General features: G+C 60.8%; 18 protein-coding genes. 13 read left to right on the forward strand and 5 right to left on the reverse strand.

Features of this window, described 5'->3' with window-relative positions:
- The first annotated feature begins 34 nt into the window (after window positions 1–34).
- Complete coding sequence (locus ACLBWT_RS07620) at window positions 35–886, forward strand: alpha/beta hydrolase (RefSeq protein ID WP_447662458.1); 852 nt, start codon at window positions 35–37, stop codon at window positions 884–886.
- Between the two features lie 244 nt (window positions 887–1,130).
- On the opposite strand, the gene ACLBWT_RS07625 is transcribed toward ACLBWT_RS07620, so the two are convergent.
- Window positions 1,131–1,910 carry an SDR family oxidoreductase gene (locus tag ACLBWT_RS07625; RefSeq protein WP_447662460.1) on the reverse strand — a complete coding sequence of 260 codons (780 nt, stop codon included), beginning with the start codon at window positions 1,908–1,910 and terminating at the stop codon, window positions 1,131–1,133.
- 235 nt (window positions 1,911–2,145) lie between these two features.
- On the opposite strand from ACLBWT_RS07625, the gene ACLBWT_RS07630 reads away from it, so the two are divergent.
- A complete protein-coding gene (locus ACLBWT_RS07630; protein ID WP_447662462.1) occupies window positions 2,146–3,396 on the forward strand; it encodes a glycosyltransferase family 2 protein in 1,251 nt (416 codons plus the stop codon).
- Between the two features lie 37 nt (window positions 3,397–3,433).
- Entirely contained in the window at window positions 3,434–3,625 is a 192-nt protein-coding gene (locus ACLBWT_RS07635; RefSeq protein ID WP_447662464.1) for a hypothetical protein, read from the forward strand.
- A 619-nt stretch (window positions 3,626–4,244) separates the two neighbouring features.
- Here ACLBWT_RS07635 and ACLBWT_RS07640 read toward each other — a convergent pair.
- Window positions 4,245–4,541: a class I SAM-dependent methyltransferase gene (locus ACLBWT_RS07640; RefSeq protein WP_447662466.1), complete on the reverse strand. Its 297-nt coding sequence runs from the start codon at window positions 4,539–4,541 to the stop codon at window positions 4,245–4,247.
- A 335-nt stretch (window positions 4,542–4,876) separates the two neighbouring features.
- On the opposite strand from ACLBWT_RS07640, the gene gpmA reads away from it, so the two are divergent.
- Complete coding sequence (gene gpmA, locus ACLBWT_RS07645; protein WP_447662468.1) at window positions 4,877–5,626, forward strand: 2,3-diphosphoglycerate-dependent phosphoglycerate mutase; 750 nt, start codon at window positions 4,877–4,879, stop codon at window positions 5,624–5,626.
- Between the two features lie 97 nt (window positions 5,627–5,723).
- On the opposite strand, the gene ACLBWT_RS07650 is transcribed toward gpmA, so the two are convergent.
- Complete coding sequence (locus ACLBWT_RS07650; RefSeq protein ID WP_447662469.1) at window positions 5,724–6,689, reverse strand: phosphotransferase family protein; 966 nt, start codon at window positions 6,687–6,689, stop codon at window positions 5,724–5,726.
- Window positions 6,690–6,940: 251 nt separating this feature from the next.
- Between ACLBWT_RS07650 and ACLBWT_RS07655 the strand changes: the two genes are divergently transcribed.
- The 8 genes from ACLBWT_RS07655 (at window position 6,941) to wsfD (ending at window position 15,571) form a co-directional block, all read left to right on the forward strand.
- Window positions 6,941–7,264, forward strand: a complete 324-nt coding sequence (locus ACLBWT_RS07655; protein ID WP_447662471.1) for an ArsR/SmtB family transcription factor — start codon at window positions 6,941–6,943, stop codon at window positions 7,262–7,264.
- A gap of 105 nt (window positions 7,265–7,369) precedes the next feature.
- Window positions 7,370–8,380 carry an NADP-dependent oxidoreductase gene (locus tag ACLBWT_RS07660; RefSeq protein ID WP_447662472.1) on the forward strand — a complete coding sequence of 337 codons (1,011 nt, stop codon included), beginning with the start codon at window positions 7,370–7,372 and terminating at the stop codon, window positions 8,378–8,380.
- 734 nt (window positions 8,381–9,114) lie between these two features.
- Window positions 9,115–10,161 (forward strand): ABC transporter substrate-binding protein, encoded by a 1,047-nt coding sequence (locus tag ACLBWT_RS07665; RefSeq protein ID WP_447662474.1) that lies wholly within the window; start codon window positions 9,115–9,117, stop codon window positions 10,159–10,161.
- Window positions 10,162–10,168: 7 nt separating this feature from the next.
- Window positions 10,169–11,128, forward strand: a complete 960-nt coding sequence (locus ACLBWT_RS07670) for an ABC transporter permease (RefSeq protein ID WP_447662475.1) — start codon at window positions 10,169–10,171, stop codon at window positions 11,126–11,128.
- Window positions 11,128–11,922: an ABC transporter ATP-binding protein gene (locus ACLBWT_RS07675; protein WP_447662476.1), complete on the forward strand. Its 795-nt coding sequence runs from the start codon at window positions 11,128–11,130 to the stop codon at window positions 11,920–11,922. The genes ACLBWT_RS07670 and ACLBWT_RS07675 overlap by 1 nt, the downstream gene beginning before the upstream one ends.
- A 304-nt stretch (window positions 11,923–12,226) precedes the next feature.
- Entirely contained in the window at window positions 12,227–12,859 is a 633-nt protein-coding gene (locus ACLBWT_RS07680; protein WP_447662478.1) for an HAD family hydrolase, read from the forward strand.
- A 220-nt stretch (window positions 12,860–13,079) separates the two neighbouring features.
- Window positions 13,080–14,123: a glycosyltransferase family 2 protein gene (locus ACLBWT_RS07685; RefSeq protein ID WP_447662480.1), complete on the forward strand. Its 1,044-nt coding sequence runs from the start codon at window positions 13,080–13,082 to the stop codon at window positions 14,121–14,123.
- Window positions 14,120–15,571 carry a glycan biosynthesis hexose transferase WsfD gene (gene wsfD, locus ACLBWT_RS07690; protein WP_447662482.1) on the forward strand — a complete coding sequence of 484 codons (1,452 nt, stop codon included), beginning with the start codon at window positions 14,120–14,122 and terminating at the stop codon, window positions 15,569–15,571. Before ACLBWT_RS07685 ends, wsfD begins: the two co-directional genes overlap by 4 nt.
- A 479-nt stretch (window positions 15,572–16,050) precedes the next feature.
- Here the strand turns inward: wsfD and ACLBWT_RS07695 are convergent, their stop codons facing one another.
- Complete coding sequence (locus tag ACLBWT_RS07695) at window positions 16,051–17,760, reverse strand: PucR family transcriptional regulator (RefSeq protein WP_447662483.1); 1,710 nt, start codon at window positions 17,758–17,760, stop codon at window positions 16,051–16,053.
- Between the two features lie 190 nt (window positions 17,761–17,950).
- Between ACLBWT_RS07695 and ald the strand changes: the two genes are divergently transcribed.
- The gene (gene ald / locus ACLBWT_RS07700; protein WP_447662484.1) at window positions 17,951–19,063 is read left to right on the forward strand and encodes an alanine dehydrogenase; all 1,113 of its coding nucleotides are present in this window, start codon (window positions 17,951–17,953) and stop codon (window positions 19,061–19,063) included.
- A 278-nt stretch (window positions 19,064–19,341) separates the two neighbouring features.
- On the opposite strand, the gene ACLBWT_RS07705 is transcribed toward ald, so the two are convergent.
- Window positions 19,342–20,022 carry a general stress protein gene (locus tag ACLBWT_RS07705; RefSeq protein ID WP_447662485.1) on the reverse strand — a complete coding sequence of 227 codons (681 nt, stop codon included), beginning with the start codon at window positions 20,020–20,022 and terminating at the stop codon, window positions 19,342–19,344.
- Window positions 20,023–20,203: the final 181 nt, after the last annotated feature.

A 20,203-nucleotide genomic window follows, 5' to 3' on the forward strand; every position in this document is an offset into this window, starting at 1 on the left:
ATTTTACTTCAACGGCATGGAAGGAGGTGCCCCGATGTCCTGCAAGCAGGAGCAACGGGCATGGAGCAGCGCGGACGGAACGCCGATCCATGGCTGCAGGTGGATACCCGAGGGGAAGGAACCGGAGGCGGTGATCGGGATCGTGCACGGACTGGGTGAGCATGCGGGCGCGTACGACCATGTGGCGGATTGGTTCACGGACAAAGGATATGCCGTTTATGCCTTCGATCAATGGGGACACGGGCTGACGGCCGGCAGACGAGGGGATTGTCCGGACTACGAGGCGCTGCTTGAGCCTGTCCTGCTTATGCTCGGCGATATCGGCTCGCAGCATCGGGGCTTGCCGGTGTTTCTGTTCGGGCACAGCATGGGCGGAAATGTCGCTTTGAACTATGTTTTGCGCCTCAAGCCGGATGTCGCCGGCGTCATCGCGGCGGGGCCATGGCTCAAGCTGGCGGTTGCGCCGCCGCCTGTGCGGCAGCTGCTCATCCGTCTTCGGAAGCGTCTGCAGCCCGGGTATCGGCATCTCCTCGCGAATGCCCGCGGGACGTCGGATCCGGAGATGCAGCTCCGCTATGCGGCCGACCCGCTGCGGCACGGGCGGATTACGCTGCGCACGCTGACCGGCGTCAGGAGAGCCGGGCGCTGGGCGCTCAAGCACGCCCATGAGCTGGAGACTCCGCTGCTGCTCATGCATGGAAGCGCGGATCAGATCACCTCCTGCCGGGCAAGCCGAGTTTTTGCCAGCCGTGCGGGGAGCAGATGCACTTACCGCGAATGGTCAGGCTTTCGGCATGAGCTGCATGCCGAGAGAGGACGGCGAGAGGTGCTGGCGTTCGCAGCGGATTGGATGGCCGGCATCAAGTCGGAAGAGGTGTACGAATAAGGAGCCGAATGTATCCTTTCCGAATCAAAAGCGGCAGCCGTTTTTTCGAGGCCACTGAAAATGTGTCGCTGCAGACGGAAATCAATCTTCCGATCGCTGTTGTCCCCAGATTTCTCTGTTTTCTGCCGCTTTTAGCGGTTGAAATCCGGGGACAAAGGCGACCACATCCGTTTCTCCAGAACGATTTCGCGCCTTACGCTACTTTTTCAGTGGCCTCGTTTTTTCGGCAGCCGTTTTTTCGAGTTTATTTGCCCAGAAACCCTCCCTCGGACCGAATGACCTGGCCGGTAATCCAGCCTGAAGCATCGCCAGCGAGGAAGGCGATGCCGCGAGCGGCGTCCTCGGGCATGCCGATCCGGCCCATGGGGAACATGGGGAGGAAGCGTTCCCGCAGCTCCCCGTCGATCCAGCCGGTGTCGGTCGGTCCGGGATCGAAGCCGTTGACGGTGATGCCGAGCGGAGCAAGCGCGACCGAAAGGGGCTCGATGATGCCGATGACAGCGCCTTTGGTGGCGATATAGGCGAGATTGCCGGGATCAGGCCCTTTGGACACGAGAAAGACGATTCTCCCCGGCGTCTGAGAAGGACGGCTGCTCTCGAGCCGCTTGGCGAATTCCGTGCTGAGCAGGACGGTGCCGCGTACGTTCACGGCATGATGACGGTCGAGAATGGCGGCGTCCAGCTCGCGGAAGCCTGCATGCCGCTCGTAGGTCGCATTGTTGACGAGGACGGACGGCGGCCTGCCGAAGGCTTCCTCCACGGCGTCCAGAATCGCTGCCGGCGATGCCGGATCGGCCAGGTCTGCTTCCATGTGCGCGGCCCTCGCCCCGATCGCCGCGAGCTCGCGGACGAGCTGGTCCGGCCATCCCGGAGCGGCTCCGTTGCCTTCCAGCTCGTCAAAAGCACCCCAATGCGTGAAAAACACGTCCATGCCCGCTGCAGCCAATGCCCGGCAAACCGCCGTGCCGATCCCTTCCGGCCTGCTGGCGCCCGTGACGAGCGCGATGCTTCTCGCCTCTTTCATGAAATCCACTCCCCTGATTCAACCCTTCATGCCTTTAATCTACCGTCCGTCCGGACGATTGGCGAGGTAAACTTTTTCTTTAACCGATATGCCCCGTCGCCAGACTTCTTTGCCGCCATCGGCCGCCTGAGCTGGAGGCTGGAATAACGAGGGCTCGAGCCGAATACCTATGAGGAGGGAGCAGGCCGGACAAGCGGACGAACCGGACGGAACGTGCGCGAAAAGGGGGCGGAAGATGAAAACGAGCATTATCATCCTGACGCATGATCAGCTGGAGTATACGATGAGATGCCTGGCGAGCATCATCTCGCACACGAAAGATTACGAGCTTGTCCTCGTCGACAACGGCTCCAGCGACGGCACGCCCGAGATGATCCGGAGAATGGGCTGCAAGGCCGTCTTCAATGCCGGCAACGCAGGCTTCGCGAAAGGCTGCAATCAAGGCTTGGAGCTTGCCGACGGCGAATTCGTGCTGTTTCTCAACAACGACACGGTGGTGACGGAGGGCTGGCTGGAAGCGATGCTGCGGGCGCTGGAATCCGACCGCACCGCCGGGATGACTGGCCCGGTGTCCAACTATGCGAGCGGACAGCAGCAGGTGGAAACCGATTACGGTCCCGGCCTGGAAGGGATAGGGGCATTCGCAGCCGCGCGCTCGGCGGCCTGGCAGGGCAAGACGATGGAAGTGCCCCGGCTGGTCGGCTTCTGCCTGCTGCTGCCGCGCGATATGGCGCTGGAAATGGGCGGCTTCGACGAGCGCTTCGGCCTGGGCAACTATGAGGACGACGACCTGTGCATGAGAATCCGCAGCCGAGGCTACCGGCTGGTCGTCGCCTGCGATTCGTTCATCCACCATTACGGCCATGTGACGGTCAATGCGCTGGAGGATTTCGACCTGACGGCATTGCTCAGCGTGAACCGGGAAATCGCCCGGCGCAAATGGGGCGAAGATCTGATCGACCTGATCTACAAGGTCCAGCCTACGCTGACCTTATGCGTCGGCGCCGGTCCGGATGCCGGGCAGGAGCAAATGGAGCGGACCCTGGACAGCATGGCCGGGATGGCCGACGAAATCCTGCTCGTCCACTATGGAGGCAGGGAAAGCCGCGAGTCCGTGCACCGGACCGGTCTGATCCGCAATCTCAAGACGGTCTACGCCGAAGCGGAGGGGGAGCAGGGAGCGGAGGCGAATGGGGTGGCGGCCGGACTGAACGAAGCCGGGTGTGAATTCATGCTGTGGCTGCGGGCGGGCGAGGAGCTGCACCGGGATGATGCGCTCGCCTTCCGAAGCTTCCGGCGTTGTCTGAGCGCGGACATTCCGCTCGTTGCTTTCTCCTCGATTGGCTCTTCCCAGCCTGTGCGGATGGCTCTCTGCACCGGCGGCCTGCGCTGGGACCATGCGCTTGGGTTTGCGGCTGCTGGCGGAGACGAACGGCCGTATCAGCTGGACATCCGGGTGGGCGGCAGCGCCTGGGCGAGTCCATGAAGAAGCAAGGCCATAGCGGTCCCCGCAACGGAGCGGAATGCGGCTGCTCAGGCCCGGCGTTACCTTCGAGACCAAATGCTACGAGGAGGATTGGCGGGAGCTGCTGCTGACGGATCGGCTGAGGCAGGCGATCGAGCGCCATGAGCATCCTTTTGCCGAGAAAATTCTGTACATCAACAACGTCAGCCGCCCGGAGCTGGTCGCGGCATGCGCAACGCCTGGTGGATGAAGGCGTCCTGACGTCTACGCGGTCGTGGAGGCATTCAGCGGGGAGGCGCTGGATTTCTTCGGTCTGAGCCGGGACAGCTTCGAGGGAGGCTACTATTATTCTATCGCGGAGCTCGTCGCCATCTACCGGTGCCGGACGGAATATCTCCTCCACTGTTCGGGAGACTCGATGCTGGACGATACGCTGCCCTGGATCTCCCCTTCCCTGGACGGATGCGCGCCCAGCCTGCCCTTGTATGCGCGAGTCCGGTTCCGAACGGCAAGGAGGAGGAGGAGCGGCAGGAGGCATTCGCCGCCGATGAGGATTTCTACATCGGTTAAGGCTTCTCCGATCAGTGACGAATGGGCGGCATGCGCTTCCATGGACATCGTTATCACTACGATTGGGTCGCGAAGCCGCCTGGCTGGTACGCCGTCAGGTAGGACTGCGAGGCCCGAAACGGAATGCCGGCAAGCAGGGTTGCGGCTCGATCGGAGCGCACGCACGGTAGGCTGCAAGACCGGCATAAACGCGAATGCTGCCCATAAAGGGCTTATTGACCAGGCACGTAAAAAGGCTGCCGTGCGGCAGCCTTTTTGTCCTGCGGAGCAAGCTTATTCCGTGTCTGAATAATAACGGCTCAACGCCTGCCATTCGGCAAACAAAGACTTGGCCGCAGCGGAAATGCCTTTGGGAGCCAGAATGCCGAGACCGGCGGAAGGTGCTGGAAGTTTCTCGCGGGATGGCGCTCCGACAGCTCTCCCCACAGCTTCCAGACGCCGAAGTCCGCGATCTTGATCTCGGTGTCATGCAGCAGCACGATTCCATCCTCGGCCAGCTTCGGCAGCCAGCTCTCGTAGTCGGGGCGAACCGCTTCGTACGTATGGAGACCGTCGATGTGGAGCAGATCGATGGAATTCTCTGCAAAGGCGGCCAAGCTTCATCGAAGGGTGCCCGATGCAAAGCTGCAGGCCTCCGATCCGCTCCTCCAGCTGGCCGCGGGCGGTCATCATGATGACCGGAATCCGGCTGCCTTCCGTCATGCGGACGATGGAAGCATCGTCGTCCACGATTAGAATTCGATCCGTCATGCCGAGTCGGCTCCTCTCCCTTGCAGGGAGTAGTGGTATCTCCATAGAAGACGACTAAGCGAACTTAAAGTTGTGGCGGGATGGAGTTGGACAGGAGGGCTTGCATGCCGGCCAGGTGGGTAAAAATAGACTGGAGAAGAGCGCAGGAGTTCCACAACCGAAACGAGGAGTTGAACAAGCCATGATAAAAATCGTGCTTGTCCGCCATGGACAGAGCGAGTATAACGCACAGAACCGCTTTACGGGGTGGACGGACGTCGATCTGACCGACAGCGGCAAGGAGGAGGCCCGCCGTGCCGGGGAGATTCTCCGTCAGAACGACTATGTGTTCGACGTCGCGTATACGTCGGTGCTGAAGCGCGCCATCCGGACGCTCTGGATCATTCAGGATGAAATGAGCCTGCTCTGGATTCCGACGGACAAGACCTGGATGCTCAACGAACGGCATTACGGCGCCCTGCAGGGGCTCAACAAGGAGGAGACGGCGCAGGAGTACGGGGAAGAGCAGGTCTATCTGTGGCGCAGATCCGTGACCGTCCGGCCGCCGGCGCTGGAGAAGGACGATGAGCGCTATGAGGGAAGGGATCCGCGCTACAAGGATATCAAGGACCGGGTGCCGGTGACGGAGAATCTGGACGATACGGAGCAGAGGGTGCTGGATTATTGGAGAGAGAAGGTCGAGCCTTCGCTCCATGAGAACCGGCGGGTGCTGATCGTCGCTCATGGCAACACGATCCGGGCGCTGGTCCGCTATCTGGACGACATCCCGGGCGACGACATCGCGACGCTCAACATCCCGACCGGAACGCCGCTCGTGTACGAGCTCGGGGATGACCTGAAGCCGGTCCGTCATTACTATCTGGAGGAAAACAAGGAGAAGACCGATGTCAAGAAAGCGGCTCAAGGCGCTCCCGACGTCCGGTCGGAATAGTCGCCGGCGGCTTCCGCCGCGTCGCTGCAGTCTGCATAGCCGTACCGATTTCGTCATCGAAGCCGGACGGCTGTTTTTGTCTTCTTGCCGGTTGCCGTCAGCGGCTGCGCCAGGCCCGAGCCACGCTGGCCGGCGGCTGCGAATCCAGCTTCAGAAGGAAGTCGCGGGTGCCGTTGTAGGCGTCGGTCCAGCCCATTTTCGCATAAAAGCGAAGGCCGTCCAGTCCTTTCATATAGTAGGCGCCCAGCAGCCTCTCGTTGAAATCTGGAATCGTGATTCCTGCTTTCTCCTGGAAGTCTCGATAGGCGCGAACGACTCCGAGTCTCTCCATATGCCGGTCCAGAATCGCGAGATCGACAAGATAATCGCCATAAGCGCAGTTGCCGTCAATGATGCCGGTAATGCGGGTGCCGCTGGACAGAATGTTCCACTGGTGAAAATCTCCATGGATGAAGCTGCGGTGGGGTTCATTGTAAGGCGCGTAAGCCATCAGCCGGCTGTAGCACTCGTCGAACACATCCTTTTCCAGGCAAGTGCTGCGGAACAAGCCATGCCAGTTCTCCCAGAAGGTGCCCGTCTGATCCTCCGCGAACGAGGCCGTCAAGTAGTCCTTCCAGGTCGGATGCTTTCCATTGCCGTCCGGCCCGATCCACCCATAGCCGCTCGTAAACCCTATGTCCACCTGATTGAGCCGCGTCAAAATACCGATAAGCTCCGGCAGCTGCCCGGCTTGCTGCTCGGGGGTGCAGGCCGCGAGGCTGCCGCCATCGATCCGTTCCATGATGACGTAGGCCAAGTTTCCATGCTTCCCTTGTCCCAAACATCGGGGATACGGGATTCCCTGGCCGGACAGCAGCTCCGATAGGAACCGTTCGGTCTCGTAGGCTCCTTCCAGGTCGCTGAACTTGATGACATGCCCTGTTCCTTCGTGGTTGAAGGAGAAGACGCTGCTCAAGTTGCCGCCGTCCATGGACTTTATCTCCGTCGCGATTGATCCTAGATGAGCCTTCACCACGTCCTCGACTTCGCTTTCAGCCACGCTTGGCTTGTTGTAGGCCGTCATGGTCCGCACTTCCCTTCGTTGCGGCGCAAGGAGAGAGCCCGCATTTCCTTTCATCCCTACTATAGACGGATCGGCCTTCGCGTTCGAGGGAGAGGATGGGTATAAGCAAATAATCCGAAGAAGCGGACAAATGCGCCGTGAATGGAACCGGAAGCATAGAGAGGAGCTTCGAGCCCGGTCTTGATTTTATTTGCCGGACGGTTATAATTCAGTTTAAACGATTAAACCAATGAACGGATCGGGGGAGAACGATGAGCGAGCAAACCGGGCATGTCCTGCAGCAATTCCAAGAATGCATCCCTTTGCTGGATGTGTTGACCGATGCTGGCCGCCAAGCCATCATCTTGCTGCTGGCGCAGCACAAATCGGGACTTAACGTGAATACGATATCCAGCCATATGAAGCTGTCCAGACCGGCCGTCTCCCATCATCTGAAGGTGCTGAAGCAGGCCGGCTATATCGAAGCCGAAAAGAAGGGCGTCGAAAATGTTTATGTGCTGACTGTGCGCAAGCCGCTTGAACAGCTCAAGTCGTTGATTGCGGCCGTTGAAGCCGAGTGCAGCGGATCTCGGTAATGGGCGCCGGCAGAGGGAAATGCAGCCGCATAGACGGATGCTCTTGCTGCTGCTCGCCTAGTAGGTTGATTTGTTTAAACGTATAAACATTCAAGGGGGATGGACATGAAGGCCATGATCATTGAAAAGTATGGAAAGAACAGTCCATTGGTGATGGCGGAACGGCCCATGCCTTCTATTGGCGAGCATGACGTGCTGGTGGAAATTCATGCGGCCAGTTTGAATCCGATTGACTTCAAGATCAAGGAAGGGAAAGTGAAGTTCCTGCTGAAGTACAAGTTTCCTCTTGTTTTGGGAAATGATTTTTCCGGAACCGTCGTCCAGGCAGGCGGGGCTGTGAGGACATTCAAGCCCGGAGACCAGGTCTACGGGAGGCCCCGCAAGAACAGGATCGGGACACTGGCCGAATACATCGCCGTTCATGAGGATGACCTGTCCCTGAAACCGCGAAATCTAAGCTTTGAAGAGGCGGCCTCCATTCCGCTCGTCGGACTTACCGCTTATCAAGCGTTCACCGATATTCTCAAGCTTCAGGAAGGCCAAAAAATCTTGATCCACGCAGGGGCAGGAGGCGTCGGAACCTTCGCGATCCAACTGGCCAAAGCAATGGGCGCATTTGTCGCCACGACGGCAAGCGATAAAGGCTTTGAGCTGGTAAAATCGCTTGGCGCCGATCGGATCATCAATTACAGGAAAGAAAAGGCTGAAGAGCTGCTTGCCGGGTATGACGCGGTGTTCGACACTTTAGGAGGTGCCGCCCTGGAAAAGTCGTTTCGGATCTTGAAGGAAGGCGGGCAGGTTGTCTCCATATCGGGAGCGCCGAACGCCGCCTTCGGAAAAGAACAGCAGCTCGGCTGGATAAAAACGGCCTTGTTGGCCTTCGTCAGCCGCAGGATCACCGCGCTGGCGAAAAAAAGCCGGACGAGCTACCGCTACCTGTTCATGAAGCCGAGCGGAGCGCAATTGAACATTTTAAAAGAAATGCTCGAGAGCGGCCGCATCAAGCCGGTGATAGACAAAGTGTTCCAATTGGAGGATGCCGGGCAAGCTCTTCAGTATTTGGAAGGCGGAAGCGCCAAGGGAAAGGTGGTCATCCGGATAAAACCATTGGAATGATTGCTTTCGCCGATCCTCCATGAGCGCCTGCCGACTTTTATTAGCCTCGATCATTCCTGCCAATTCTTGATGAAGTTCTTTTGAAGGGATGTCCGCAGCTCATCCGATGATCCGGAACTCCGATTCGATGAAGCTCCCATGCGATGTCTTTCGGACGGCTTCTTCCTTTTATCCTTCCAGCAACTGCCTCGGTCCCACAGGATGGAAAAGCCGCGTTCTATTCGGATTCAATGCATCGTCAATTCGCTTGCAGGTGAAATCGCTGATCGGTCTCGGAAGCCCGTCTCTTGCCCAGAAGCGGCATTCCAGGATTTCCGGCGAGCTTGGCCGAGGAGCCCGCTGGGAAGGGGCGGCATCCGCCATGAACACAAAATGATGCATGGTCAGGGTCCGGATCGTAATATACGCCCGTCAGCTGTCCGATTCCATATGGACACGCATGAATAGAAAAAGATGCGCCCTTTCCGGCATTGTCTGCCCGTTCCGGAGAGAAAATTTCAGCCGCTGCCGGCTTTCAACCGATTGGAAATGAAAAGGCAGAGAAGGGCATGGGCTCATTTAAAGGAAAGCCGCTTTCAAGCACTGTCTGTTTCCTGCCTTTATGCGGTCGCGCTTTAATTGACGAAATTTCAGTTCCCCCTTAAACTGGGTACAGAAAGCTTTACAAAATGCTCAAAAGAGTGGAAGCAAAACCGGTCTGGACAAATTCATGAAATGGGAAAAGGGGTCTATTCATGGGAAAAAGAATGTGGGCATCGGCGCTCCTCGCGGTCGCATTGATGACGGCGGCAGGCTGCGGGGCAAAAAACACGAATGAGGGCGGCGCGGCGAGCCCGGCTCCGTCCGCAGGAGGCGCAGCGGAAGGCAAGACGTATTCCATCGCCATCTCGCAGATCGTGGAGCATCCGTCTCTGGATGCGACGCGCGAAGGCTTCCTCGCCGCCTTGAAGGATGCCGGCATCGTGGAGGGCGACAACCTCAAGGTCGACTTCAACAACGCGCAGGGCGACCAAAGCAACAACCTGTCGATCGCTCAGAAGATCGCCTCGGGCAAGAACGATCTCGTGCTCGCCATCGCGACTCCATCCGCGCAGGCTGTAGCGGAGAAGGTCAAGAACGCGCCGATCCTGTTCGCGGCCGTCACGGATCCGCTCGACGCCAAGCTCGTCACGAGCCTGGACAAGCCCGGCGGCAACATCTCCGGCGCCTCCGACACGAACCCGGACGCCATCGTGCAGCTGATGGACTTCATCGCCTCCGACTTTCCGAATGTGAAATCCGTCGGCCTCGTCATCAACGAAGGCGAGTCCAACGCCGTCATCATGGCCAAAAACGCCGAGCAGGCGCTTGCCAAGCATGACATCAAGCTGGTGAAAGCCCCGGTATCCAACACTTCCGAGGTGAAGCAGGCGGCCGAGTCGCTCGTAGGACGCGCGGACGCGCTCTTCACGACGCTCGACAACACGGTCATCAGCGGCGTCGACACGATCATCCAGGTGGCGAATTCCAAGAAGCTTCCGTTCTTCTCCAGCGACCGCGATACGGTCGAGAAGGGCGCCTTCGCCACAGTCGGCTTCAAATACTATGACCACGGCTATCAGGTCGGACAAATGGCGGCCGAGGTGCTGAAGGACGGCAAGAAGGTAGGGGACATGAAGGTAAGCATGCAGGAGAAGCTCGACCTCATCCTCAATCTCAAAGCCGCAGAGGCCCAGGGCATTGCCGTTACCGACGATATGAAGGCCAAAGTGAAAGACCAGGAAACGAACATTATCCAATAGCTAAGAGGTGGCTTCCTTGATCCTATCCCTGAACGGAGCGGTTGCGCTTGGGCTGATGTACGCCCTGATGGCGCTCGGGGTCTACATCACGTATCGCATCCTTGATTTTCCCGATTTGACGGTAGACGGCAGCTTCACGACGGGAGCCGGAATCGCGGCCGTGCTCCTGACGCATGGCTGGTCGCCGTGGATTGCCACGCTTGCCGCCTTCGGGGGCGGAATGGCAGCCGGCGCCTGCACAGGGCTGCTGCATACGAAGGGCAAGGTCAACGGCCTGCTGGCCGGCATACTCATGATGATCGCCTTGTATTCCATCAATATGAGAATCATGGGCAAGCCGAACGTGTCCATCTCGGGCGAGAATACGCTGCTCGGCAGCATCGCGGGCTCCGAATGGCTGACGTTCGGCGGCGTCTCCTGGTTCTATCCCGTCGTGCTGCTCGTCGTGGCGATTGCCGCCAAGCTCCTTCTGGACGGGTTCCTGCACACGGATCTCGGCCTGGCGCTGCGGGCGACAGGCGACAACAAGCGGATGATCCGCAGCTTCGGCGGCAACACGGACCGTTCCACTGTTCTCGGCGTCAGCCTCTCCAACGGTCTCGTGGCGCTGTCCGGCGCGCTCATCGCGCAGGATGCCAGCTTCGCGGACATCAATATGGGCATCGGCATGATCGTCATCGGCCTCGCTTCCGTCATCATCGGCGAGGCTCTGCTCGGCGCTCGCGGCGTCTTCATGACGACGCTCGCCGTGCTGGTCGGCGCCGTCGTCTACCGGATCGTCATCGCGCTGGCGCTGCGTTCCGACTTCCTCCATCTGGAGGCGTCGGATCTCAAGCTGATCACGGCGGCGATCGTCATCATCGCGCTCGTCATTCCGACGGTCAACCGCTCGATGAAGCAGAAGCGGCAGGCGCGCAGGCGCACCGCCGAGCTTGCGGCTGGGACTGCCGGAAGGGGGGAAGCCTGATGCTGCATGTGCAATCGGTATCCAAGCTGTTCAACCCCGGCACGCCGGACGAGAAGGTCGCGCTCATGAACATCGACCTGCAGCTGAAGGCGGGAGACTTCGTCACCGTCATCGGCAGCAACGGCGCGGGCAAGTCGACGCTCATGAATATGATCTCCGGCGTCATGAAGCCCGACATCGGACGCATCTCCATCGCCGATGCGGACGTGACGGGGGTATCCGAATCGAGCCGGAGCCGCTGGATCGGCCGCGTCTTCCAGGATCCCATGGCCGGCACGGCGCCGAACATGACGATCGAAGAGAATCTGGCGATGGCCTACAAGCGCGGCAAGCCGCGCGGACTGAGCTGGGCGGTGTCGGGAGCGAAGCGCGGGCTGTTCCGCAAGGAGCTCAGCCGCCTCGGCATCGGGCTGGAGAACCGGCTGCGCGCCAAGGTCGGCCTGCTGTCCGGCGGCGAGCGCCAGGCGCTCAGCCTGCTGATGGCCACCTTCACCAAGCCGGACATCCTGCTGCTCGACGAGCATACGGCCGCGCTCGACCCGGCGAGGGCCGAGCTGATCACCCGGCTGACGGAAAGCATCGTGCGCGACATGGGCCTTACGACGCTGATGGTCACCCACAACATGGAGCAGGCCATCCGGCTCGGCAACCGTCTCATCATGATGGACAAAGGCCGCATCATTCTCGATATTCCCGAGAGCCGCAAGCAGGGGCTCACGGTCCAGGAGCTGCTGCGTGAGTTCGAGGGCATCAGCGGCCAGAAGCTGTCGGACGACCGGCTCATCTTGGGCTAGGAGGGCTTTCTTCCAGGGGCGGGCCGATCGGCCGCAGGCAGAGAGCCGGCGCAAGCTGCACGGAGATCCAAGTCGCAAGGCTGCACGGAGATCCAAGTCGCAAGGCTGTGCGGAGATCCAAGTCGCAAGGCTGCGCGGAGATCTAAGTTGCAAGGCTGCAAGGAGATCCAAATCGCAAGGCTGCCTTTTCAGGCAGCCGATGAAAGCCTGCCCTGCATAGGGCAGGCTTTCGGCATGATCGGGGGGCGTTGCCGGGTGGACTCCCGGTTTCACGAAGGAACAATATTGAAAGGAAAGATAGAGCATGAAGATGGATTACATGCCTGATCGCAAGCCGCTGTCTGGTCCGCGGCCGCAGCTCGTGCTCGATGCGGGTGGCGTGCTCGTCTCCAATCTGACGCCTTCCATGTGGCAGGAGCTGGCGGAAATAAGCGGCCATGCCTACGGCGAGCTGAGGGACAGGTACAAGCGCGATATAGCGGGAAGGCTGTGGACGGGAGAGCAAGCGGCGGCGGAATTTTACCGCTGGATCGCCGGCTTCCGTCCCGATTGGACGGATGAGGACGCAGAGAAGCTGCTGAGATCCCATCTTCTGCCGCTGCCCGCCATGGACAGGCTGCCGGAGCTGGCACGGTCGGCCGACGTGCATCTGCTCAGCAACCATGTCTCGGAATGGCTTCGGCCGGTGCTGGAGCCGGCAGCGGAATGGCTCGCGAGCTTGACGATCTCCAGCGAGGAAGGGCTGAGCAAGCCGGATCCGGCGCTGCTGGAGCGGTGCGCGGGCAAGCTGGAGCCGGGCGCGCCGGTCCTGTTCGTGGATGACTCGCCCCGCAATGTCGCGGCCGCCGAGGCGTTCGGCTGGCATGCGCTGCTTGCGGACGATGACGGTCTGTGGGTGGATGCGGCGGCAGAGCGGCTGCGCGTCCTTAGGCTTTGAGCCGGCGCCATGCGTTTCGCCCATCGTTTAGGTTTCTGCAGGATGGGTTTAAATGGAAAGGAAAGAGGCTGCACTCCGCCATCTTCCACGGCGGCTGGCGCAGCCTCCTGTTTGCCTGTTATTCCCTCCAGCAGGGACTTTTCCCCGGACATGCGGTATAATAGGGCTAATTTTCGCGGCAGCCGGGGCGGCAGCCGGAAGCTTAGGAGTGAGTTTTGCCATGAGAGAACATAGGCCTGTACTGGGCGTCGTCGTGCCCTGTTATAACGAAGAGGAAGTGCTGGAGCTGACTGCGCCCGAGCTGGACGGCATGCTGGAGAGCATGGAGAAGGAAGGCATCATCGCGCCGGGGAGCTTCATCATGTTCGTCAACGATGGCAGCAAGGACGGCACCTGGCCGCTTATTGCGGATCTGGCCTCGCGCTGCCGGAGAGTGTCGGGACTCAACCTGGCGGCCAACGTCGGCCACCAGAACGCCCTGCTCGGGGGGCTGATGACAGCGAAGCGCCATGCGGACTGCCTCGTCTCGATCGATGCCGACCTGCAGGATGACGTCCGGGCGATCCGCGACATGGTGCTCCGCTATCTGGAAGGCTGCGAGATCGTCTACGGCGTGCGCAGCAGCCGGCAGCGCGACACCTGGTTCAAGCGCACGACAGCCGAAGGCTTCTACAAGGTCATGGAAGGGCTGGGCCTGCGCATCGTGAACAACCACGCCGACTACCGGCTGATGAGCCGCCGGGCGCTGGACGAGCTGGAGAAGTTCACGGAGGTGAACCTGTTCCTGCGCGGCATCGTGCCGATGCTCGGCTTCCAGACCGGCGTCGTGTATTACGAGCGGCTGGAGCGCGCAGCCGGCGAGTCCAAGTACCCGCTCAAGAAAATGATAAGCTTCGCCCTGGAGGGCATCACCTCCTTGTCCGTCAAGCCGATCCGCATGGTGACGGCCGCCGGCTTCATCGTGTTCGGCGTCAGCATCGTGATGGGTTTGTACGCGCTGATCTCCAAGATGTACGGCAACACCGTCTCCGGCTGGGCGTCGCTGATCGTCTCGCTCTGGTTCATCGGCGGCGTGCAGCTGCTGTCGGTCGGCTTGATCGGCGAATACATCGGCAAAATCTATCGCGAAGTCAAAAGGCGTCCGCTCTATATCGTGGAGCGCGAAGTGGAGCCTGCGGTCCGTCCCGCGTCCGCTGGGGTCCCGGCGGCGACAAGGTCTCAGAGCGGTCCCGACGCGCTGAGCTATCTGGGGGTGCAGCCGTGAGAACACGGTTCCGAATCGAATATCTGGCCGCCGCCGGCGCGGCCGGGATCATCATCTGGCTGCTGTTCACCCGTCCCTTCATCGGCATGGCCGATTCGGGGGACTTTTTGCGCGTGCTTATGACGGCGGGACTGGATTACAATCCTGCCGCCACTACATACGAGGACCGGTTCTTCAGCTACGCCAACCAGCATTTCGCTTATGGGAGCCTGAGAGGGGCGTACATCACCTCGCAGCTGATTCCGGTCTTCATCGCGCGGGGGCTGGGATGGCTCTATGATCCTTCCCTGTTCAACATCCGCATTCTGGCGGCGGTGTACGGAGCGCTGCTGATCGCAGCGGTCTACCTGCTGGTCCGCACGGGCAGGAAATACTCCATGGCGGCAGGCGTCGTTCTGACGGCCGGGCTGCTGTTCATATTCCTGGATGTCCGCTACTTGGCCTACTTCAATTCCTTCTTCGCCGAGCCGGTGTCGCTGATCTTCCTTCTGCTCACGCTCGGAACGGGCCTCCGGCTCGCCCATCAGGAGGAGCCGGGCCGCTGGACGCTGATCTTCTTTTTCTTCTGCGTGTTCATGCTCGTCTGCGGCAAGCTGCAGAATACGCCGCTGGGCGTCGTGTTCGCCCTCTACGGGCTCCGCTTCCTGCCGCTCCGCTGGGACCGCGCCTGGCGCAAGCTCGTGCTGGTCTGCTGCTCCGCGCTGTTCCTGCTGTCGGCGCTGCTGTACGCGTTCGCCCCGGACGGGCTGAAGCATATCAACCTGTATCAGACCGTCTTCTACGGCATTCTGAACGGCTCCCCCGATGTGAAAGGGGATCTCGACGATCTTGGCTTGCCGCAGAAGCTGGCGGGCAACGCCGGCTCGAACTATTTCCAGAGCGACGTTCCGATCAAGCAGGACGCGCCGGAAATGAAGGCCGACTTCTACGACCGGATGTCCCACGGCAAGGTCATGCTCTATTACGCGACCCATCCGCAGCGGCTGATCGGCCTCATGGAGCGCGCCGCCCACCAGAGCGTCTACTTGAAGCCGGGCTATCTCGGCAACTACGAGAAGGCCGAAGGCAAGCCTCCGGGCGCGTTCAACGACACGTACAGCGGCTGGAGCCGGTTCAAGGCGGCGCATATGCCGAATTCGCTGCTGTTCATCGTCCTGTTCTATATCGTGTATTACGGCGTGTGCGTGATCGAATGGCTGCGAGCGCGCGAGGGGTCGGCCAAAATGACCTCCGAGCTGCTCATGCTCGTCGCATTCGTCGGCTTCTTCGCTTTCCTGATTCCGATCATGGGCGACGGCCTGGCCGACATCGAGAAGCATCTGTTCCTGTTCAATGTCGCCTACGACATCATGCTGCTTGCTTCCGTGACCTGGCTGACGTACCGCATCGCGGTGCTGCTCGGGTTCGGAAGAGACGGCAGGAGAATCAGCTACGGCTCGTACCGGTAACCGCAAGCCTTCCGCAGGGATGACCTGGCGGAAGGCTTTTTTGCTTAGGGGACAGAGGTGCAAGGCTGCGTTGCCGAAAAGGCGGATGGCGTAAAAGTGAAATGGCATTGGCTAGAGTGTTGTCGAAGTCGAATTGCGGATACTTAGGAGGTAACTCCGCCTGCGGGCCGCAAGCGGAAAGAAGCCGAAAAAGTCGGCTTATTCCGCGAGCGAACGGCCCGAAGGCGTGAATAAGCCGAAAAAGTCGGCTTATTCCGCGAGCGAACGGCCCGCAAGCGGGAATAAGCCGAAAAAGTCGGCTAACTCCGCGAGCAAACGGCCCGCAAGCGGGAATAAGCCGAAAGAATCGGCTTATTCCGCGAGCGAACAGCCCGCAGGCGGGAATAAGCCGAAAAAGTCGGCTTATTCCGCGAGTGAACGGCCTGCAGGCGGAAATAAGCCGAAAAAGTCGGCTTATTCCGCGAGTGAGGCTTCCATCCTTACGGCCCCAGCCGCCTGCCGAGCGCGGTGCCCGTCTGAAGCTTATAGGCCATCAGCGCGATTTCCAGCCCGACGCGCTTATGCGGCTCCAGGAACGGCTCGCCGATCAGCTCGGTCAGCTTATCCATCCGGTTGTACAGCGTCTGCCGGTGGATGAACAGCCGTTTGGCGGTTTCATGCTTCGAGCCGAAGCATTTGAGATACATGTCGAGCGTCTCCAGCAGCTGCAGGCTGCTCTCCTTCTCCAGGCGCAGGATTGCGCCGAGATGGTCCTGGACGAACCGCTCCAGCAGCTGCGGATCGGGAATGGCTTTGAGCAGCTGGTAAGCGCCCAGGCTGGAATAGAACACGACCGGGCCGAGCTCGGTGACGCTCCGCGCTACCTCGAGCGCTTGAGCTGCTTCGCGAAAGCCTAGCGGCGCATCCAGCAGCCTGCTCCGCGGCTTGCCGGCGGCGGCGCGCAGCGTGAGGCCGTCGAGCTGTTCTTCGCCGAAGCGGCGGATGTCCTCCAGCAGCGACTGCGAGGACGACAGCAGCCGGTCGGAGGCCGCGGCAGGCGAAGCCTCCAGCGCCAGCAGGAACTGCAGTCCGCCGCTGCGCGCCTGCACGCTTCCCTTGAGGCTGTACTTTCGGATCAGCGTGCGCAGCAGCACGGCCAAATCCCTCAGAGCGGCTTCGAGGCGGTCTCCGCCATCCTCCGGGGAGCGCTCCTCAAGCTCCAGCTGTCCGGGCAGGCTGAGGCAGATGCGGTCCTGCGGAATGCGCCCGGTCAGCCCGATCATGGTGCGGGCTTGATCCTCGCTCGCGATCCGCCCTTCCTGCAGCTCCGGGATGAGCTGATCCTGCAGCCGGCTGTCGTGCTCCCGCCGGAATTGGGTGCGGAGCATGAGGGCGGCGATAGCCGAGGCGGCCGCATCCAGATAAGGAGAGAGCTGCGCGGCAGCCTCCTCGTCCGGCTCATGGTCCGGCAGAGGCATTCCGACAGCCGCGAGCAGCTGGCCGTAGCAGGACACGGGCCGCAGCAGCAGGCTGCCGCCGCTGTCCAGCGGCAGCAGAAGCTCGCTTTTGCCGTCGCCGAGAACGCCTTCGCGCTCAAGCCGGCGGAACGGGAAATCGGCAAGGCTGGAGGCTTCGCCGGAGACAGGCGGCAGCTGCGGGTAATGACGATCCGCTTCAATAAGGGAATAAAAGACAATTTGCCGTCCCGTGTCCCCATGAAGCAGGCGAAGGACGGGCATAATATCGCTGTGCTGGAGCGTCAGCTGCTGCAGGCGGCGGGAGAAGCCCTCCGCAAGATCCCTCTGGGAGCGCTGACGGTTGATGATGAGAGAGTGGATGTCTTGAGTAATCTCCGAGAAGCGCACCGGATGGTCGAAAACGATGACGGGGAAGCCATGCTGCTCAGCCAGCTCGAGCACCTCCGCGGGAACCTCCTCGATGCTCGTTCCGAGCTCGAGAATAAGCCCGGCGGCTTCCTGACGGATAAGCTGGCGCAAATATTCGAGACGGTCCTGCTGGGCTTGCTTCAGCCATAGGCCGGTCGTCAGGATCAGGTCGTCCCGGCTGATGAACGGGGCTACCTGCACGATTTCGATGACATGCACCCAGCCGACGCGCTTGCCGAGGCCTACCTGACCGGCGGCGAGCCGGGCATGGGCGAACAAGGGACGCTGAAGCACGTCCCGGACATGCAGATCGGTTGTTTTCACTCGCTAAGACACCTTTCCGGGCAATCGCGACATGCCGACGGCGGCAGAGCTGCCAGAGCCGTGTGAGCAATCGGCAAGAAGTCGAGCCCAAGGAGAGAAAATATCGACAACGTGTAAGATGCCAGACTTGGCCCCTTCCCGTATCATGACAGTAGAAGGCAATATCCATTATAGACGAGGTGGCTGTCCCATGAAAATCGGAATTCCAAAGGAAATCAAAAACAACGAGAACCGCGTCGCGCTGACGCCGATGGGAGCGGCCGAATTCGTGCGCGCAGGGCATACAGTGCTGGTCGAGCGTTCCGCCGGAGCAGAAAGCGGATTCGAAGACTCCCAGTACGAAGCCGCAGGCGCGGCCATCGTGACGGAAACAGCCGATGTATGGGGCAAAAGCGACATGGTCATGAAGGTCAAGGAGCCTCTATCCTCCGAATACGGCTACTTCCGTGAAGGCCTTGTCCTGTTCGCCTACCTCCACCTCGCAGCCGAGCCGCATCTTGCCGAAGCGCTTCGCAAGTCCGGCGTTACCGCCATCGCCTACGAGACGATCCGCGTGAACGGCGCGCTGCCGCTGCTCGCTCCGATGAGCGAAGTCGCCGGCCGCATGTCGGTGCAGGTCGGCGCGCAGATGCTGGAGCGCGCACGCGGCGGCAAAGGGATTCTGCTCGCCGGCGTAACCGGCGTCAAGCGCGGCAAGGTCGCCGTCATCGGCGGCGGCATCGCAGGCACGAATGCGGCGCAGATCGCCGTCGGCCTCGGCGCGGACGTGACCGTGCTCGATACCAATACGAACCGCCTGCGCGAGCTCGCGCTCATCTTCGGCAACCAGCTGCAGACGCTGCAGTCCACCTCGCATAACATCGCCGAAGCGGTCCGCGAAGCGGATCTCGTCATTTCGACGGTGCTGATTCCGGGAGGCAAGGCGCCGAAGCTCGTCACTGAGGAAATGGTCCGCTCGATGCAGAAGGGCTCCGTCATCGTCGACGTGGCCATCGATCAAGGCGGCAGCGTGGAGACGATCGACCGCATCACGACGCATGACGATCCGGTGTTCGAGAAGCACGGCGTCCTGCATTATGCGGTCGCCAACATTCCGGGAGCGGTGCCGTACACGTCCACGCTCGCGCTGACGAACGCGACGCTGCCGTTCGCGCTTCAGATCGCCCGGTCCGGAGCTCAGGACGCCATCCGCGCGTCCCAGCCGATCCGCGAAGGCGTCAACACGATGGGCGGCCATGTCACCTACGAGGCGGTCGCCCGCGATCTCGGCTATGCGTACAAAGCACCCGAAGAGCTGGTCTGACCCGCAACCGATTCCAATCCTTCCACTTCTAATCGCCAGCCGATGACTCCTGCGCAGCAGGGGTCATCTTTTTTGAGCAGAGAGAAGGGAGTCTGCCTGAGCAGCGCCGCTGCCATCGACGGCAGCACGACGGCGACAATAAATCCCCAAAAGGCGCTGTCCTCCGACCATTGCATCGTCGGCTGGGACAGCGCCTTTCCTTTTGATTCAGTTGGCGCTGTCCTCCGACCGCTGCATCGTCGGCTGGGACAGCGCCTTTCCTTCTTATTCGATTGGCGTTATTCTCCTGATGGAAGATGAGGCAGGATGACTTCCTGGACAGGGACAGGACCGTCCAGCATGGAATCGGAGGACTTGGAGCTGATGAACACCCTCAGGTCGTCGGCTGTTCCTTGCAGCGCCTCGTCGCGCATCGGAACGGAGTGGAAGCCGGCCGTAGACGCGGCTCCAGCCGTGCGGGAGACGGCAGAGGACGGAGCGAGCGAGCCGTACACCTGGAAGATGCTCTCCACCCGCGAGCGGCTCGCTGCGGGAGCGGCAACAATGACGAGCAGACGGTCATTTTCAATGAACATGCTGTAGTTCTCCGCCTCGAGCTCCGGAATGCCGAGTCCGACGAGTCCGCCCACGAGCGAGCCGGCTCCTCCGCCTACAGCCGCTCCCGCCAGCACGGTGGCGATCGGACCGGCCGCAAGCAGCGGACCTATTCCGGGGATAAAGAGCAGTCCGACCGTTGCGAGGATGCCGGCCGTGCCTCCCAGAACGATGCCGGCAGCCGCGCCTGCGGCCGCTCCTTCCGGACCGTTCGTGCTCGTTTCGACCGCTGTCGTCGCCTGCATCTCTTTGCCCCGCCTCAGCACCGAAATCTCCTCGTTCCGGCAGCCCGATGCTTTAAGCTCTTCCATCACGGCGATCGTGTCTTTCTCGGAGTTTAAAATCCCTACGATTGGCGTTGTCATGGTGTTTCTCCTCCTCATCGTTTTTGGAATCGGCTTAAGGCGCTTCAGCTGAATACTCGTAGATACACGGCTTCGGCCGGAGGGCAAACAGGGCGGACAAGCAGGCTGTGGCATTTATTTTTAGAACGGTCCGGCGAAAAAAATACGCCAGCCCGAAGTGCCGGCTGGCGTGATCATGTCA

Source organism: Paenibacillus sp. D51F (assembly GCF_053345695.1).

What these genes read in the sequence shown, in the direction of transcription:
- ACLBWT_RS07665 (WP_447662474.1), top strand. Translation starts at nt 9,115, where the DNA reads ATGGGAAAAAGAATGTGGGCATCGGCGCTCCTCGCGGTCGCATTGATG.
- gpmA (WP_447662468.1), top strand. Translation starts at nt 4,877, where the DNA reads ATGATAAAAATCGTGCTTGTCCGCCATGGACAGAGCGAGTATAACGCA.
- ACLBWT_RS07660 (WP_447662472.1), top strand. Translation starts at nt 7,370, where the DNA reads ATGAAGGCCATGATCATTGAAAAGTATGGAAAGAACAGTCCATTGGTG.
- ACLBWT_RS07655 (WP_447662471.1), top strand. Translation starts at nt 6,941, where the DNA reads ATGAGCGAGCAAACCGGGCATGTCCTGCAGCAATTCCAAGAATGCATC.
- ald (WP_447662484.1), top strand. Translation starts at nt 17,951, where the DNA reads ATGAAAATCGGAATTCCAAAGGAAATCAAAAACAACGAGAACCGCGTC.
- ACLBWT_RS07620 (WP_447662458.1), top strand. Translation starts at nt 35, where the DNA reads ATGTCCTGCAAGCAGGAGCAACGGGCATGGAGCAGCGCGGACGGAACG.
- ACLBWT_RS07650 (WP_447662469.1), bottom strand. Translation starts at nt 6,689, where the DNA reads ATGACGGCCTACAACAAGCCAAGCGTGGCTGAAAGCGAAGTCGAGGAC.
- ACLBWT_RS07625 (WP_447662460.1), bottom strand. Translation starts at nt 1,910, where the DNA reads ATGAAAGAGGCGAGAAGCATCGCGCTCGTCACGGGCGCCAGCAGGCCG.
- ACLBWT_RS07680 (WP_447662478.1), top strand. Translation starts at nt 12,227, where the DNA reads ATGAAGATGGATTACATGCCTGATCGCAAGCCGCTGTCTGGTCCGCGG.
- ACLBWT_RS07635 (WP_447662464.1), top strand. Translation starts at nt 3,434, where the DNA reads ATGCGGCTGCTCAGGCCCGGCGTTACCTTCGAGACCAAATGCTACGAG.
- ACLBWT_RS07675 (WP_447662476.1), top strand. Translation starts at nt 11,128, where the DNA reads ATGCTGCATGTGCAATCGGTATCCAAGCTGTTCAACCCCGGCACGCCG.
- ACLBWT_RS07685 (WP_447662480.1), top strand. Translation starts at nt 13,080, where the DNA reads ATGAGAGAACATAGGCCTGTACTGGGCGTCGTCGTGCCCTGTTATAAC.
- ACLBWT_RS07630 (WP_447662462.1), top strand. Translation starts at nt 2,146, where the DNA reads ATGAAAACGAGCATTATCATCCTGACGCATGATCAGCTGGAGTATACG.
- ACLBWT_RS07705 (WP_447662485.1), bottom strand. Translation starts at nt 20,022, where the DNA reads ATGACAACGCCAATCGTAGGGATTTTAAACTCCGAGAAAGACACGATC.